This window comes from Arthrobacter sp. NPDC090010, from assembly GCF_044748305.1.
Taxonomy (GTDB): Bacteria; Actinomycetota; Actinomycetes; order Actinomycetales; family Micrococcaceae; genus Arthrobacter_E.
The window spans coordinates 17,557-33,740 of sequence record NZ_JBIVFT010000012.1 but is presented as its reverse complement, the minus strand read 5'-3'; the positions used below and the strand labels follow the sequence as shown (position 1 = coordinate 33,740).

Here is a 16,184-nt window from a genome sequence, read left to right as displayed (position 1 = left end):
TCCGGGAGCGCAACGCTCCCGGCCCCCTCTACGCACCCTAGTGGAGAAGTGAGTCACATGGTCAACAAGACTTTCCCGGTATGTTGACCGGAATCGAAGTAGCGGTGGGCCTCGGCGACTTCGGCCAGCGGGAAGGTCTTCGCGACGAGCGGGCGCACGGAACCGTCCACGAGCAGGGGCCAGACCACGTCCCGGACGGCGTCCATGATGGCGGTCTTCTCCTCCACGGGCCGCGCCCTCAGCGTGGTGCCGATGACCGCCGCCCGCTTGGTGAGCAGCTGGCCGAGATCCAGTTCACCCTTGGCCCCGCCCTGCAGACCGATCACCACGAGGCGTCCGTGCGTGTTGAGGGCCTCGATGTTCTGGGTCAGGTACTTCGCTCCGACGACATCCAGGATCACATCCGCGCCGCGTCCGCCGTTCGCCTCGCGCAGGGCCTGCGGAAACTCCTGACGGGTGTAGTCGATCGCGACGTCCGCTCCGAGGAAGCCGCGAGCCGTGGCCACCTTCTCAGCGCTCCCGGCGGTGGTCGCCACGGTGGAGCCGAGCGCCTTCGCCAATTGGATGGCGAAGGTCCCGATGCCGCCCGTGGCTCCGTGGACCAGAACCGTCTCCCCCGGCTGCAGGCCTGCGGTCATGTAGAGATTGGAATAGACCGTGGCCGCCACCTCCGGCAGACCCGCTGCGGTCACCAGGTCCACACCCTCGGGCACGCGCAGCACTTGCCCTGCCGGCACCGCGACTTTCTCCGCGTAACCACCGCCCGAGAGCAGAGCCACGACCTTGTCCCCCACCGAGAACGGTTTGGTGACGCCCGGGCCGAAGCCGGAGATCCGGCCAGAGACCTCGAGGCCGGGCAGCTCCGAGGCACCGGGCGGCGGCGGGTAGTGGCCACGGCGCTGCTGCACATCGGCGCGGTTGAGGCCTGCTGCGACGACGTCGATCAGTACGTCACCGGGCCCTGGCACGGGATCCGGCACCTCATTCAGGTGCAGGACTTCCGGCCCTCCGGGCTCGCTGATCTGAACGGCTCGCATGCTTTCCCTCTCCTTGGTGGACTCCTGGCCCCCTGTCTATTGTGCACGGGGACCGACGCCCGATCCGTTCACCGCGGAGTGCGACCGGCTGCGACGGCACACGACGACGGCGCGTGCCCGGGTGGGCACGCGCCGTCGTTCTCAGCCCGCGTTCTGAAGAACCCTCGACTCCAGAGTGACGGACGTCGCGATCAGCGGGTGAGCAGCGTCAGACCATAGGCCGAAAGGATCGGTGCCACCGGCTGGTAGAACGACTCATTCGCCCGTCCGACGGATGCCCCACACACCAGACGGCCGCCGGAGGAGTACAGATTGGCACCGCTCGTGACGCCCTGAGCCTGAGTGCCGGAGATGTTGGACCCGCCCGAATCACCCTGTTCGACGCAGGCGTTGTGCACGGTCAGGCCGGAAATCGAATCGCTGCCGTAGCTCACCGAACGGTTCTTCGCGGTGATGGTTCCGCAGGTCCAGCCCGTCGTGCGGCCGCTCTTGCAGACCTGGGCTCCCACCGCACCTTCCTGAGACCCGCTCACGGCCACGGTGGATCCGTTCCAGGTGCTCACCGACGCCGTGGGAGTCACCGACGAATCCAGTCGGAACGCGGAGTAGTCGTTACCCGGGTACCTCGCTCCGATCACAGAGCCGAGGGGAGCACCTTTGAAAGTGAAGTTGCTGGAGTCCACCGCGCAGTGACCGGCCGAGACCATGGCATTGCGACCCGAGCTGTCCCGGGCCACGAAGCCGACCGAGCACACGTAGTTGCCGCCGTTCTCCACGAAGCCATACTCCTCGCCACCCACCATGGATGCCGTGGCATGAGGAACCCCGTCGGTCTGTGTGACGGTGGCACCGAGCTTCTTCGCCTGGGCCACGGCCTTCCTGGTCGCAGCGTCCTTGCTGCCTGCCAGCACGGAGACGGTGACCGTGTTCTTCTCGACGTCCACGCCCCAGCTCGCGAAGCCCGGCGCGCTCTTTGCCAAGGTGGCGACCTTGCCGTTCAGCGCATCCAGGTTCTCCGCGCTCTTCGCCACGGTCCTGGCCACGGCTCCCGCGGCGCGGACGCGCTGCGCGGCGGCCTCGTTCGTGACCGCGACCACCAGCTGATCCTTCTCGATCCACGCACCCGCGGAAGCGGCATGGGACAGGGTCTTCTGGAGCTCGTCGGCCTTGGCGCTGAGTCCCGCTTCATGGGCGAAGATCTCGTGGGCTCTGGCCGGCGTGACGTTCAGGTGCTCGGCCAGCGCCTCATCCACTGCGGAGAAGCCATCGGTCGCGGGCGCGGGAGTCGCGGCGAAGGCCGGTCCTCCGGCGAGCTGAGTCATCACGAGACCTGCGGTGCACGCCACCAGGGCAGCATGAAGTACGGACTTTCTGTATCGAGACATCTTGCGTTGACCTTTCTCAGTGACCCGCCGATCGACGGTGACCGGCCGGGAACGGCTCGGCGAAGAGCGCGCCCGCTCAGCATTATTGACAAAATTAGTTAAGTCAAGGGTCATATTATGTAGACATGGGGCTCCGAATAGTGTCCTCCATCCAGGTTTGGAAGCCACCTCCGCGCTGTGGAACACTTTGATGCAGGGAAGGTTGTCCGAGCGGCCGAAGGAGCTGGTCTTGAAAACCAGTAGGCGGTAACCCCGTCTCATGGGTTCAAATCCCATACCTTCCGCGTGAACACAGGAGGCGGCGCCATGACGGCGCCGCCTCCTGTGTTTTCTCCACTCTCCGGCACCACTCGTGGCGTCCGAGGCTCTCAGCTGCTGTTCATCGAATCCCCAGGCGAGAACCGTTGAATAATGTCAGACCCCGGGCATAGCGTCAGGATTGTCAGCGTCGCCCTGTCGTTCTCCTCCGGGCACGCGACCCGTCTCATCACGACGGAACCTTCATCGGAAAGAGAGCAACATCATGCCCACCCCAACTTTTGTCCCCGGCGACCCCTGCTGGGCAGATCTGATGACCGACGACGTCGAGGGTGCCAAGAAGTTCTATGGTGAACTCCTGGGCTGGACCTTCGAAGGCTCGGACGAAGAGACCTATGGCGGCTATGTCACCGCCTACAAGGACGGCAAGCAGGTGGCCGGGATCATGGCCAAGCAGCCGGACCAGGCCCAGATGCCGAGCACCTGGAGCATCTATCTGCAGAGCACGGACGCCGAAGCCACCTCCGCCGCCATCACCGAGGCCGGCGGCAATGTCTTCGTTCCGCCCATGACCGTTCCGGAAATGGGCGTCATGGCCATCGCGGAGGATCCTTCCGGCGCCGTGATCGGCGTCTGGGAGCCGTTGGGCCACACCGGCTACCAGCTGGTCAACGAGACCGGTTCCGTGGGCTGGCACGAGCTCAACAGCCGCGGCTACGACGCCGCAGTCGAGTTCTACCGCAAGGCCTTCGGCTGGGAGACCTCCGTCATGGAGGACACCCCTGAATTCCGCTACACCACTCTGGGCGAAGGCGAGTCCGCCCGCGCGGGAATCTTCGACGCCGACGCCTTCCTGCCGGAGGGCGTGCCCTCCCACTGGCAGATCTTCCTTGTGGTGGATGACGCCGACGCCGCGGTGAAGCAGATCGTCGACAACGGTGGTTCCGTGCTCCGCGAGCCATGGAACGATCCCCATGGCCGTCATGCCCATGTCGCCGACCCTCAGGGCGCGCCGTTCATGCTGCACCAGTCGCTGCCCCAGGGCTGAGACACCTCGCCGCGTCGCCGTCACGCTTGTGACGGCGACGCGGCCCTTTTTCGCCCGATTCATGAAAGAACAGTTTCTTTTCCTGTCAACCCGGGGTTAACTCTCTCTTGGTGGACTGGTCCAGCTGGCTCCGCCCTTTGGTCAGCTGACACGCCCTCGCCATCGAGGGCCTGACGGACCTCCTGTGCGCTCCCGGATCACCACCCGGGACGCGGTCCACCGCCAGACAATTGGACAAGAAAGAACCCCATGAATCACTCGCTTGCGAAAGCAACCTTGGGGAGTGCCCTGACCGCCGCCTTGCTGGCGGCACCGTTGGCGACGACACCGGCGTTCGCGCTCGTGAACACCGTCGCCGCCCCGGGTACCTCCGCCGTCGTCATCGATGAGGCATATCTCAGCGGCGGAAGCGCCGGTGCCGCGTTCAAGAACAAGTTCGTGGAGCTGTACAACTCCTCGGACGCCGCCATCACCCTGGACGGCTGGTCCCTCCAGTACCGTTCGGCCACCGGCACTGCGGCCCCGAACTCCGTCACCGCCCTGAAAGGCAGCATCCCTGCGAAGGGAACCTTCCTGATCAAGGGCGCCAGCAACAGCGCGACCTCGACCGCACCGGAACTCCCGTCCGCAGACCTGGACGCGCCGTCGTTCAATCCGTCCGGAACCAGCGGCACGATCGTCCTGGCCAAGCAGGCCACCGCGATCAGCGGGCTCGGCACCGGCAGCCAGGTGGAGCCCGCCAATGTGGCCGATCTCCTCGGCTACGGCAGCAGCAACACCTACGAGGTGAAGGCCGCCACCGCACCGTCGTCGAACACGGACGTGAAGTCCCTGAACCGCAGCAACCATGCGGACAGCAACGACAACTCCGCCGATTTCAGCCTCAGCTCAAACATCACCCCGACGCCGTCCGGCGGCACGGGAACCCCTGACCCCGAGCCCACCCCGACGCCGACCCCCGGCGGTGATGTCACCATCGCCGACATCCAGGGCGCCGGTGACGCCAGCCCCCTGGTCGGGCAGAACGTCACCACCAAGGGCAAGGTCACGGCCCGCTACGCCTCCGGCGGATTGAACGGCTACTACGTTCAGACGCCGGGCACCGGTGGAGACCTCACCGAACAGAACCACAAGGCCTCCGATGCGGTCTTCGTCTACTCGCCCAGCACCGTCGGATCGGTCGCCATCGGCGACTACGTGCAGCTCAACGGCACCGTCAGCGAGTACTTCGGCCAGACCCAGCTGAACGTCACCAGCGCCTCCGGCCTGAGCAAGCTCAACGAGGCGGCTCCCGAGGTCAAGGCCACGCACTTCACCCTGCCCGCCAGCCCCGCGTTCAAGGAGTCCCTGGAAGGCATGCTCCTGGCTCCCGAGGGCGACTTCACGGTCTCGGACAATTACTACGTCAACCAGTACGGCGAGCTGAGCCTGACCTCGGGCAAGACCCCTGCGACGCAGCCCAACGCGGTCGCGCCGTACGGAACCGCCGAGAACCAGGCCGTGGCCGCGGACAACGCCGCCCGCAGCATCAAGCTGGACGACGGTGCCACCACGAACTTCCTCTCCAACGCCACCACCAAGGCGCTGCCGATCCCGTACCTGACGGCGGCAGATCCGGTGCGCGTCGGCTCCCCGGTCACCTTCAAGACCAATGTGATCCTCGGCTACGGCAACAATGACTGGCGCTTCGAGCCGCTGGATCAGCTCACCCCGGCCAACGCGGACACGGTCCAGCCCGCAAGCTTCGGCAACACCCGTGCCGACGTGCCCAACGCGGTGGGCGGCGATCTCAAGCTCGCCTCCTTCAACGTGCTGAACTTCTTCCCCACCACCGGCGACCAGCTCACCGGCTGCACCTACTACACCGACCGCGACGGCGCCCCCGTCACCGTCAAGGGCGGCTGCGATGCCCGCGGTGCGGCCGACGCGGCCAACTACAAGCGTCAGCTGGACAAGACCGTGGCGGCCATCAACGGCTCCGGCGCGGACATCGTGACGCTCATGGAGATGGAGAACTCCGCCAAGTTCGGCAAGAACCGTGACGACGCGCTCTCCAAGCTGGTGACGGCACTCAACGCGGCCGCACCGGGCACCTGGGACTACGTCCGCAGCCCCTCGACGCTGCCGCCTCTGGCGGACGAGGACGTCATCCGGACGGCCTTCATCTACAAGAAGGCTGTCGCGGAACCTGTCGGCGAGTCGATCATCCACAACGACACCACCGCCTTCGCTCTGGCCCGCAAGCCGCTGGCCCAGGTGTTCAAGCCGGTCGGCGGCACGGCGGCGCAGGAGTTCATCGCCGTCGCCAACCACTTCAAGTCCAAGAGCTCCGCGGCGACCCCGGACGACACCGACAAGGGCCAGGGCGCTTCCAACCTCGCCCGCGTGGCCCAGTCCAAGTCGCTCCTGGGCTTCGTGGACTCCCTGGAGAAGTCCAAGGGGACGGACAAGGTCTTCCTGATCGGCGACTTCAACGCGTACAGCAAGGAAGACCCGATCAACGTCCTGACGGACGCGGGCTTCGTCGATCAGGACGGCAAGGCCAAGAACGCGGACGGCAGCCAGAAGCACTCCTACCTGTTCAGCGGTCTGGTCGGATCCCTGGATCACATCCTGGCCTCGCCCACCGCTGATGCGATGGTCAACGGCGCCGACATCTGGAACATCAACTCGGTGGAGTCCATCGCCCACGAGTACAGCCGGTGGAACTACAACGTCACCAACTTCTACGAGCCGAACCAGTTCCGCACCAGCGACCACGACCCCGTGATCGTCGGCGTGAACACCAAGCCCAAGGAGACCACCGCAACCCTGAACCTGCTCGGGGTGAACGACTTCCACGGCCGCATCGACACCAACACGGTCAACGTGGCCGGCACCCTGGAGAAGCTGCGCGCGGCCGCCACCCCCGGCGGCACCGCTTTCGTCTCCGCCGGCGACAACATCGGCGCCTCGCTCTTCGCCTCCTCCATGGCGAAGGACCAGCCGACCATCGATGTGCTCAACACCTTGGGATTGACCGCCTCCGCAGTCGGCAACCATGAGTTCGACGGCGGCTGGGCCGATCTGCGCGATCGTGTGATCGCGGGCGGCAACAACGCCAAGTTCCCGTACCTGGGTGCGAACGTCTACAAGAAGGGCACCCAGGATCCGGCTCTGCCCGAGTACCAGGTGCTGGACCTGAACGGTGTCAAGGTCGCCGTCGTCGGCGCCGTGACCCAGGAGGTGCCCTCCCTGGTCACTCCCGCCGGCATCGCCGATCTCGACTTCGGTGATCCGGTGGATGCCGTGAACCGCGTCGCGGCCAAGATCAAGGCCGGCAAGCTCGCAGACGTCATCGTGGCCGAGTACCACGAGGGCGCCGGGGCCGGCACGCCGGACGGCGCCACGCTCCAGCAGGAGATCGCCGCGGGTGGTGCTTTCGCCAAGATCGTCACCGAGACGAGCCCGGACGTGAACGCGATCTTCACCGGTCACACCCACAAGGAGTACGCCTGGGACGGCCCCGTTCCCGGCCAGGACGGGAAGACCCGTCCCGTGGTCCAGACCGGCAGCTACGGTGAGAACGTCGGTCAGATCGAACTGACGGTCGACCTGACCAGGAAGCAGGTCTCCTCCTACACCGCGCGGAACGTCGCCCGCACCAAGGACGCTCCGGCGGATCTCATCGCCGCCTACCCCCGGGTCAAGGCCGTGGACACCATCGTGAAGAAGGCCCTCGCCGACGCACAGGTGGTCGGGGCTCAGCCGGTGGGCAAGGTGACCAAGGACATCACCACCGCCTTCACCAAGGACCCGAGCACGGGGACTCCGGTGCGCGATGACCGTTCCAGCGAATCCACCCTGGGCAATCTGGTGGCGGACTCCCTCGTCGCTTCGCTCAAGGATCCGTCCGTGGGCGGTGCCGAGATCGGCGTCGTCAACCCGGGCGGTCTGCGCAACGAACTGTACTACGGCACGGACGGCACCATCACCTACGCTCAGGCGAACGCGGTGCTGCCCTTCGTGAACAACCTCTGGACCACCAGCCTGACGGGCGCACAGGTCAAGACGCTCCTGGAACAGCAGTGGCAGACCAACCCGGACGGCACGGTCCCGAGCCGTCCGTACCTGCAGCTGGGCCTGTCCAAGAACGTCAACTACACCTATGACGCCTCCCGGGCGGCCGGTGACCGTGTGACCTCCATCGTGGTCAACGGCCAGCCGATCGACCCGGCGAAGTCGTACCGGGTGGGGACGTTCAGCTTCCTCGCCACCGGTGGCGACAACTTCCGCGTCTTCACCCAGGGCACGAACACCCGTGACTCCGGTCTGGTGGACCGGGATGCGTGGATGGCCTACCTGAAGGCCAACTCCCCGCTGTCCCCCGACTTCGCCCGCCGCAGCGTGGCCGTGGTCAACTCCACTCCCGCGGGCGTCAAGCCGGGTGAGAAGCTCCAGACGGCGGTGTCCAAGCTGGACCTCACGTCCCTCGGCAGCCCGGTGAACACCTCGCTGACGGCCACCTTCACGGACGCCGCCGGCAAGGTCACCACCTTGGGCACGGCGCCGGTCAGCTCCGGCGCAGCGACCGTCTCCTTCCCCGTTCCGGCCGGTGCCGCAGCGGGTACGGGCGCGCTGGTGCTCAAGGCCGCGGAGTCCGGCACCACGGTGAAGCTCGCCGTCGAGGTCGGCAAGACCACGCCGACGCAGCCGCAGTGCACCAAGCCGGTTCCCCCGAAGAACTGGTGGGACGTCGTGGGCTGGGCCCGCTACACCCTGGCCTGGATCGGATACCTGGCCTGCCAGGTGAAGGGCTGATCCTTCGGGGCAAACGCTCCAGACCCTGAAAAGGCCGTTGGCCCCTGGAGACATCCAGGGGCCAACGGCCTTTAAGCGACGGCCTTCATGCGGAGCCGTCAGAGGGCGTCGAGGATGGTCCGGGCGATCTCGTCGGCGTCACGGAGTGTGCGCTGGCCGCTGCGGAACAGTTCACGGCCCTTCCCCTCCGCATCGGGTGAGTAGGCCTCGGCCGCGATGGCGACACCCCATTGGGTCGCGGACAGCTGGAGTCCGAGGACGTACAGCCCTTCCTGGATCTCACCGTTCGCCGCGACCGCGCGATACGGGTGGGCGGCCACGTCCAGGCCCGAGGTCTCGATGGGGCCGCCCTCGGGCCGCATCATGAGCTTGCTGCGGACCAGCCCGTCGTCCAGGAGCTGGCGCAGCAGTGGCGAACCGGCGAAAGACACCTTGTTGGCCGGGGCCAACGCCTCCACAAGAACCCGTGCTTTCACGTCGCTGCCCTCGACCCACGGCGAGGAGGCCCGGAAAGCGGTGCCCCTCCGGTCGACGCCGAAACGTGGTTCCGGCCCGACGAAATGCACCACTCCGGCCCGTACCAGGGCGCCCAGTTGCTCAATCCGCAGCGCAGGAGGTCCGCTGGCCAGGCCTTCCACGAGGGATTCGAAGCGGCCTCGCAACTCAGTGACCCAGGACTCGTCGGTGATGCCGCCGTCGGCCACCGCGTCCTTCAGCAGCGAACGGCCGCCGTGCAGGGTCAGGACGGCCGCCTTGACCGGATCCGCCTCGCCTGCGGCGCACCGCCGCACATCGGCGTCGAGGGTTTCGAGTACGGCCCGATCGAACTCGGCGGCGGAGGCGAAGCGCCGGCCCGCGAAAGGAGCCGCCAGGGACCGCAGATTCAGGCGCAACTGCTCCGGCACTCTCTGCTCCAGCAACTCCGTGACCGGCGCCATCCAATCCTCGGGACTGTGGGCGTGAGGCCGGAGCAACTCCGTCAGGGCGTCCAGGAACTCGGCGGCGTCCCGGATGGCGTTGGGGTCCTGGGTCACCAAAGTCTCGTAGTACGCCCACAGGACGTCGCGCTGCAGGAGCGGCCAGAGATCGTGGCCGAAGCCTGGCTGCACTCCCGAACGCCGGAAACGCTCGATGGCTGCCGCCGTCAGGTATCGCAGAGATCTGGTCTGGGCGTAGTAGCTGGAGATGCGGGCCTTCGCCTGATAAGGCCCACCGCGACGGCTCGCCGCGTGGATGATGGGCTCCTGGCCACTGGGACGGTAACCGAGCACACCGGCGTCGTCCCGGTGGAACGTGCCGCCACGCCCCTCGCTGAGGCGCGCCATGACGTCGAAGAAGTTCAGCCCCATCCCCCTGACCAGGACCGGTTCCCCGCCGGGCACCAGGTCCCAGTCGACGTCGGCCGGGCAGGCGGGCGGGAAGTAGCTGAGACCGAGTTCGAGCGCGGCCCGGTACAGTTCCCGCTGTTCCGGGTTCAGCTGTGCCGGGATGTGCCCGAGCGCCAGCACCACCCGGTCCGCCGTCAGCGAGCCATCGCGCAGCTCGACGCCGAAACGGTCCCCCGGCAGCCGTCGGATGGCCGTGGCCTCCGTGCGGTGGGCATGCACGCTCAGTCCGGCGAGAAGCGGATCGCTCTCGATCTGATGCACGACGGCGGCCATCGTCTCTTCGAGATAGCGACCGTAAAGCGCCCGGCTGGGGAAGTCGTCCGCTGCGAGCGCGGCGATTTCGCGCTGTTCCTCCGGGCTGAGCCGCGCGACGTCGCCCTCCCCCGCCATCGCGGCGCGCCACTGGTTGAAACTGCCCCCGGCCACCGGCGGCGCCAGGGCAGGATCCTGAGAGATCACGGTGGGGAAGAAACTCTGGGTGTTCATCAGGAAGAGCCGGGACTGGCCGGGCTGCCAGACATGCCCTGAACCGGCGGGATAAGGGTCCACCAGGTGGATCTCCAGACGCCCGCGGCTCAGTTCGCCGGCGTCGCGCCGCGCCCTCCAATTGGACGCCAATCGCTCCAGGACGCTGCTTCCGCGCGGCCCGGCACCGATCACCGCCACACGTTGCACCGTATCCCCTGCCATGGCCCCAAGCTTATCGCCGCGGATCCGGACGGCAGCGGGCGTCCTGCTGAGGCCGTGGAGAAGACCACAGGACGGACCCGGCGAACCGGGCCGGACTGCGTCCTTTAGGCTGGGTGCCATGACGGCTCATGACGCGGTGGACGAGAACATCTGGCTTGAGGACATCCACGGGGAGGAGCAGCTGGCCTGGGTCCGGGAGCAGAACGCCCGGACCGAGGACGCTCTGGACGACGGGGAATTCCGCGGCCTCCAGGACCGCATCCTGGAGGTGCTGGACTCGACGGACCGGATTCCCATGGTGGGCAAACGCGGCGAGTGGTATTACAACTTCTGGCGGGACGCCGAGCATCCCAAGGGGCTGTGGCGCCGGACCGATTGGGAGAGCTACCTCAGTGAAACCCCGCAGTGGGATCTGCTGCTGGACCTCGACGCCTTGGCCGCGGAAGAGGATGCCGAGTGGGTGTGGCACGGTGCCAGTTTCCTCCGTCCCGCACCGGGCGAGCCGTGGCGGCACGCCATGATCGGCCTGTCCCCGGACGGCGGCGATGCCGTCACGTACCGCGAATTCGATCTGGAGAGCCGTTCCTTCGTGACGGACGGGTTCATCCTGCCGACAGCCAAAGGCAGTGTGAGCTGGGAGAACCTGGACACCTTGCTGGTCAGCACCACGGCGGAGGGGCTGCCCGCCACGCAGTCCTCCTACCCTCGGACCGGCGTGCGCTGGCGCCGCGGAACCTCCATCACCGAGGCGGACCTTCTGTTCGCGGTTCCGCAGGAGCACATGGTGGCCTCCCTGGCTTTCGACTCCACCCCTGGTTTCGAGCGCCTCGTCGCCGTGGACTACGTGGATTTCTTCTCCGATGAGGTCTCCCTCTGGCGGGACGGGGCCTGGGCCCGGATCGAGAAGCCGGGCACCGTGCACGCCTCCTGGCACCGCGAGTGGCTGTTGTTCCGGCCCCGCGATGCCTGGAACGTCGGCGGGGCGGACTATGCGGCCGGTTCACTCCTGGTCACCCGTCTGGATGCCTGGCTGGATGGCGACCGGTCTCTCACGGTCCTCTTCGAACCTGACTCCCGGACCTCTCTCCAGTCCTACAGCTGGACACGGAACCATCTGCTGCTGAACCTCCTGGAGGATGTCTCCTCACGGATCCTGGTGCTCACGCCGGGCGAGGAGGACGGCCGGACGGCCTGGCCTTCCGAGGTTCTCGACGCCTGCCCGCCGCTGCACGACGTCAATGCCTATGCCGTGGATGACGAGGATGAGCAGGACGGCGACGACTACTGGCTGGTCGCGACAGGCTTCCTCACACCGTCGACTCTGACCCGCGGCACCGTGGGCGGGGCTCACACGGAGCTCAAGAGCGCGCCGTCGTTCTTCAGCGAAGCCGATTATCGCGTGGAGCAGCACTTCGCGACCTCGGCCGACGGCACCCGGGTGCCGTATTTCCAGGTCTCGCGCAAGGACTTGGTGCTCGACGGCGGCAACGTCACCCTGCTGAGCGGCTACGGCGGCTTCGAGGTGTCCCGCACGCCCGCGTACAGCGGCACGGTGGGCCGGGCCTGGCTGGAGCGAGGCGGGGTCTATGTGGTGGCGAACATCCGGGGCGGCGGCGAGTACGGGCCGTCCTGGCACACGGCAGCCTTGCAGGCGAACCGTCACCGGGCCTATGAGGACTTCGCGGCCGTCGCGCGTGACCTCGTCTCCCGTGACGTGACCGTGCCGAAGCTGCTCGGTTGTGCCGGAGGGTCGAACGGGGGCCTGCTGGTGGGCAATATGCTCACGCAGTTCCCGGAGCTGTTCGGCGCGGTCTCCTGTGGCGTCCCGCTCCTGGACATGCGCCGCTACACCCAGCTCTCGGCGGGGGCCTCCTGGATCGCCGAATACGGCGACCCCGACGATCCGGAGCAATGGGAGTTCATCAAGACGTTCTCCCCGTATCACCTGCTCAAGGACGGGGTGGACTATCCGTATTCGTTCATCTGGTCCAGCACCTCCGATGACCGCGTGGGTCCCGTCCAGGCGCGGAAGATGGCGGCCCGGATGCAGGCGATGGGCGTCCCCAATGTCTGGTACCACGAGACGATCGAGGGCGGCCACGCGGGCGCCTCGGACAACCGGCAGGCAGCGGCGCTCCAGGCCCGGAACCATCACTTCCTGTGGAAGGCCCTGACCGGCGAACTGCCCGGCTGAGCGGACGCCCCGCTCTCCTCGCGAGATGCCAGTTGAGCACAGTCCGGCTGGGCGACACTGTGCTCAACTGGCATCTCGCGGAGAGGGCCGTTCCGTTTTGCGTTGCGGCGGGCCCTTCGGTACTCTTGCATGGCTAGCAAATAGCAAGGAGACGTGCCAGAGCGGCCGAATGGACTTCACTGCTAATGAAGGGTCGGGGTTAAACTCGACCGGGGGTTCAAATCCCCCCGTCTCCGCCAATCAGCCCCGGAAACTCAACGAAGTTTCCGGGGCTGTTGTGTTTAATCCGGTCAGCGGCCTGGACGGCGCCTCACGGCAGCCTGAGGACCTGACCGGGGTGGATCAGATCGGGATTCGCCAACCCATTGAGACGTGCCAGAGTCGGCCAGTCCGTGCCGGAGCCACGAGCGATCCCATCCAGGGTGTCGCCGGCACGGACCGTATAGCTCCTCGGTACGACCGAAGGCGGCACCGAGGCCGGCTTCCGGTCCCCGGCGGCGTACTTCAGCCATGCGGCACGGTCCCCGAAGAAGACGTCGAGGTCCAGGTCCCCATTCCAGCCTGGCAGGCGCCCGCTCGCGGTGAACTGATGCATGGCGATGAAGGGCCAGGCATGGACCGGCAGAAGCCCTTCGGGCACCGCGTATCCATTGATCCGCTGGTCTCCGAGCACGTATGCAGAGATCCACAGTCCATAGCCCGCCCGTGCCACATCCGACCAGTCGTAGCGCGTTGCGGTGGAATGGCTCATGTAGATCAGCGGGACTTTCCCGGTGCGGAGCCTGACCCGGTCCAGCCACGACTTGGCCCAGACGGTGTCTGCGACGTTGTCCCCTTCCCAGTCCAGGACCAGCAAGGTTTCCGGATCCCTGAGATAGCCCGAGGTCTCCGAGACGAAGTAGTCGGCTTCCTCGACAGCCGACCCCGCATAGCCCTGTTCCCGGGCGAAATGGTAGACACCACGGAGCTTTCCCGCCCCCTTCGCAGCCTGGTACTGCGCCTCGCAGGCGGACGAGGTGAAACCCGTGCCGCCGGTGGCCTTGATGATCACGAAATCCGCGGGGACGGCGGCCAGATCGATGCCGCGCTGCCAGCCGCTGATGTCGATGCCCTGAAGAACCATGAAGAATTCCTTTCTCTGAATGACGAGCGATACACGATCCAGCCACACACTGCGAACTCAAGCGACGGCGGCGGAGGGCGAGACGAGAACTCATCTCACCCTCCGCCGACGGCTCAGACGATGGGCGGCGGGTTGGTGATGTGGGCGGAAAGATCGGTGGTGCCCCACTGGACATTGCCGTAAGTGGCCACCAGGGAGTTCGAGAAGACCGTATTGTCCTGTACCCCGGTGTAGATCCCGTGCTGGAACATGTTTCCCCCGGAATTGATGTAGCCGATCGGGCCAAGGCCATTCATGATCTGACCGCCATCACGCCACAGCGAGACCGTGCCGCTTCGGTCTTCTTTCGTCGTGATCTTCGCAACGAAGTGTGTCCAGGTCCCGAATTCGTAGGCGGCAGGGTCCTCCAAGGAGGCCCATTCCGTCTGCCCCGGTGGAGTGCTGGCGCCGATATACCGATATGAGTAGCGGAACTTGGTCGTAGAACCCCATCCTTCGAAGCCCACCGTCATGAGCGGATAGGTGTGCCCCGTGGCGCCGCTCGTCTCCGCATCATTCTGGTGATACTGCCCCAGGATGGCCCACTGATTCGGTGTCACCGGTTTCTCCACGTTGATCCAATAGGAGATCCAGCAGGTCGTGCCAGTCGGGATGAGGTTAGGCGAATTCGCCCAAGCGGAGCCCATCTCGGAGCGCGTTGGATTGGTTACCACCTTGTCTGACTGATCACCCGGACGAACCTCATACCGCTCCATCCGCCGACGATTGCTCGGGTGGGCGAAGGCCCAGCCCACGGGGATGTTGTCATTCCAGTCGCCGTCAGGAGAGTAGCCATACATCGGCGCCGAGGTGATGTATCGGCGTTCGGTCTTACCGAGCTGAAGACGTCCGTCGTCGGCCAGGAAGAACTTCCCTGCGAGAACCTGAGTGCCCTGCTGCCATTGGGCAGGGTCGACCGCTTCCAGTGCGTCGTTCTTCTCGCGTGCTGTGAGGCCCTGCTCGAATGCGTAGACACCGGAGACCGACTCCCCGCCCAGCACCGCATCCGGCAGGCTCAGGATACGGTTCACACTCGCCAGGGTCACCCATCGGGCACCCGGCCGCCCGGCAATCAGGACGTCGTAGCTGCCGTCCGCGGGAACCGCGAAGGTGAGCTTGTCCGCGTCAAGGGGTTTTGTCGTGTGCTCGGCTCGGTCCAGGGCGCCAAGCGAATAATCGACCTGCACCTTGGACACCCGGAAGGTGACCGACCAGACGTTGCCGTTCGACCCGCCGTTGTTCTCGATACGGAGTGCCGGGCGGGCATATTCGCCTACGGCGAGCGGACCGTACGTCATGAGCGGCACGGGGTTCGCCCCGATGTCCGCCTTGGACGTGTAGAAGACACCGATGGTCTGATGATTGGTTTTGGCCACCGAGGAGCCGCTGTCACTGGCGACGGAGTCCAGGCTGATGACGTGCAGCTTGCCCGTGCTCTCCGTGACGGACAGGATCTCGACCTCCATACTGCTGAGGACCTGCCCCGCCACAGATGCTCCTGCCGCCGATGGGCCGTCGAAGAAGATCCCGGTCCGGGTCGCGGTCTGGGCAGCGGTCTTGCTGACCCTGAGGATCATGGTCCCGTCACCGGGAGCAGAGAGCAGCTCCGTGGTGAACGCGCCCTGAGACGTGATGTTGTTCGGAAGCACTCCCCCGGAGCCGATGATTCCGGGCGCCCCACCCCTCAGAAGGGGATTGCTGAACAGATTCGTCGCTGCGCGGGTCTGCCTGATCAGGCCTGCCTCATCCACGCGGATTTTTCGGTTCGAGAAGAGCATGGTGCTGACGTCGCCCCTGAGCGGCTCGAACTTTCCCTCGACCACAGCGCCGCCGGCGACGAGCTTGTCCAGGACGGGGTTCTGCGCTGCGAGCAGGGCGGTCGCAGCATTGGTGTTTTCAGACATTTTTCTCCTTGGGTTCTGCGCCGAGACCGATGGTCTCGAGCAATTCATTGACGAGGGGCAGTGCCATCACCCGCGTGATGGCACCTGAGATGAGCAGCGCCTGAGCTGCCGCGCCAGTAGCCACTTCGGGGCTGCTTTCGGTGATCGCGGTATAGATCAACGGCAACGCACTGGCCAGCGCCACCGTGAACGTGAGGATCGAGCGGACCACGGTCCGCCACGGATACCTGATCTGCGTCGGATCCGCTCGATGATCAGCCACCGGGCACCCCCGATCGCTCATGACCACCGTTCCACCGACTGCAACGGTGCCGATGA

General features: G+C 66.2%; 9 protein-coding genes and 2 tRNA genes. 5 read left to right on the top strand and 6 right to left on the bottom strand.

Annotation, left to right across the window (positions count from 1 at the left end; translation table 11 throughout):
• Positions 1–53 precede the first annotated feature (53 nt).
• Complete coding sequence (locus ACIPXZ_RS15530; protein ID WP_400595929.1) at positions 54–1,037, bottom strand: NAD(P)H-quinone oxidoreductase; 984 nt, start codon at positions 1,035–1,037, stop codon at positions 54–56.
• A 191-nt stretch (positions 1,038–1,228) separates the two neighbouring features.
• Positions 1,229–2,422, bottom strand: coding sequence for an alpha-lytic protease prodomain-containing protein (locus ACIPXZ_RS15525; RefSeq protein ID WP_400595927.1), 1,194 nt, complete (start codon positions 2,420–2,422; stop codon positions 1,229–1,231).
• 196 nt (positions 2,423–2,618) lie between these two features.
• Between ACIPXZ_RS15525 and ACIPXZ_RS15520 the strand changes: the two genes are divergently transcribed.
• The 3 genes from ACIPXZ_RS15520 (at position 2,619) to ACIPXZ_RS15510 (ending at position 8,528) form a co-directional block, all read left to right on the top strand.
• Positions 2,619–2,706 (top strand) — tRNA-Ser (locus tag ACIPXZ_RS15520).
• Positions 2,707–2,945: 239 nt separating this feature from the next.
• Positions 2,946–3,728 carry a VOC family protein gene (locus ACIPXZ_RS15515; RefSeq protein WP_400595925.1) on the top strand — a complete coding sequence of 261 codons (783 nt, stop codon included), beginning with the start codon at positions 2,946–2,948 and terminating at the stop codon, positions 3,726–3,728.
• 249 nt (positions 3,729–3,977) lie between these two features.
• Entirely contained in the window at positions 3,978–8,528 is a 4,551-nt protein-coding gene (locus ACIPXZ_RS15510) for an ExeM/NucH family extracellular endonuclease (RefSeq protein ID WP_400595923.1), read from the top strand.
• 98 nt (positions 8,529–8,626) lie between these two features.
• Here ACIPXZ_RS15510 and ACIPXZ_RS15505 read toward each other — a convergent pair whose 3' ends face one another.
• Positions 8,627–10,606, bottom strand: coding sequence for an FAD/NAD(P)-binding protein (locus tag ACIPXZ_RS15505; RefSeq protein WP_400595921.1), 1,980 nt, complete (start codon positions 10,604–10,606; stop codon positions 8,627–8,629).
• Positions 10,607–10,724: 118 nt separating this feature from the next.
• Between ACIPXZ_RS15505 and ACIPXZ_RS15500 the strand changes: the two genes are divergently transcribed.
• Entirely contained in the window at positions 10,725–12,800 is a 2,076-nt protein-coding gene (locus ACIPXZ_RS15500) for a prolyl oligopeptidase family protein (protein WP_400595919.1), read from the top strand.
• A 147-nt stretch (positions 12,801–12,947) separates the two neighbouring features.
• Positions 12,948–13,039: transfer RNA gene (locus tag ACIPXZ_RS15495), tRNA-Ser, on the top strand.
• A gap of 71 nt (positions 13,040–13,110) precedes the next feature.
• Here ACIPXZ_RS15495 and ACIPXZ_RS15490 read toward each other — a convergent pair.
• From ACIPXZ_RS15490 to ACIPXZ_RS15480, 3 genes are all read right to left on the bottom strand, one after another.
• On the bottom strand, positions 13,111–13,923 hold the full coding sequence (locus ACIPXZ_RS15490) for a GH25 family lysozyme (protein WP_400595917.1): 813 nt from the start codon (positions 13,921–13,923) through the stop codon (positions 13,111–13,113).
• Positions 13,924–14,036: 113 nt separating this feature from the next.
• On the bottom strand, positions 14,037–15,866 hold the full coding sequence (locus tag ACIPXZ_RS15485) for a heparin lyase I family protein (RefSeq protein WP_400595915.1): 1,830 nt from the start codon (positions 15,864–15,866) through the stop codon (positions 14,037–14,039).
• Complete coding sequence (locus tag ACIPXZ_RS15480) at positions 15,859–16,149, bottom strand: hypothetical protein (RefSeq protein ID WP_400595913.1); 291 nt, start codon at positions 16,147–16,149, stop codon at positions 15,859–15,861. Before ACIPXZ_RS15480 ends, ACIPXZ_RS15485 begins: the two co-directional genes overlap by 8 nt.
• Positions 16,150–16,184: the final 35 nt, after the last annotated feature.

What these genes read in the sequence shown, in the direction of transcription:
- ACIPXZ_RS15485 (WP_400595915.1), bottom strand. Translation starts at nt 15,866, where the DNA reads ATGTCTGAAAACACCAATGCTGCGACCGCCCTGCTCGCAGCGCAGAAC.
- ACIPXZ_RS15500 (WP_400595919.1), top strand. Translation starts at nt 10,725, where the DNA reads ATGACGGCTCATGACGCGGTGGACGAGAACATCTGGCTTGAGGACATC.
- ACIPXZ_RS15530 (WP_400595929.1), bottom strand. Translation starts at nt 1,037, where the DNA reads ATGCGAGCCGTTCAGATCAGCGAGCCCGGAGGGCCGGAAGTCCTGCAC.
- ACIPXZ_RS15480 (WP_400595913.1), bottom strand. Translation starts at nt 16,149, where the DNA reads ATGAGCGATCGGGGGTGCCCGGTGGCTGATCATCGAGCGGATCCGACG.
- ACIPXZ_RS15505 (WP_400595921.1), bottom strand. Translation starts at nt 10,606, where the DNA reads ATGGCAGGGGATACGGTGCAACGTGTGGCGGTGATCGGTGCCGGGCCG.
- ACIPXZ_RS15490 (WP_400595917.1), bottom strand. Translation starts at nt 13,923, where the DNA reads ATGGTTCTTCAGGGCATCGACATCAGCGGCTGGCAGCGCGGCATCGAT.
- ACIPXZ_RS15510 (WP_400595923.1), top strand. Translation starts at nt 3,978, where the DNA reads ATGAATCACTCGCTTGCGAAAGCAACCTTGGGGAGTGCCCTGACCGCC.
- ACIPXZ_RS15515 (WP_400595925.1), top strand. Translation starts at nt 2,946, where the DNA reads ATGCCCACCCCAACTTTTGTCCCCGGCGACCCCTGCTGGGCAGATCTG.
- ACIPXZ_RS15525 (WP_400595927.1), bottom strand. Translation starts at nt 2,422, where the DNA reads ATGTCTCGATACAGAAAGTCCGTACTTCATGCTGCCCTGGTGGCGTGC.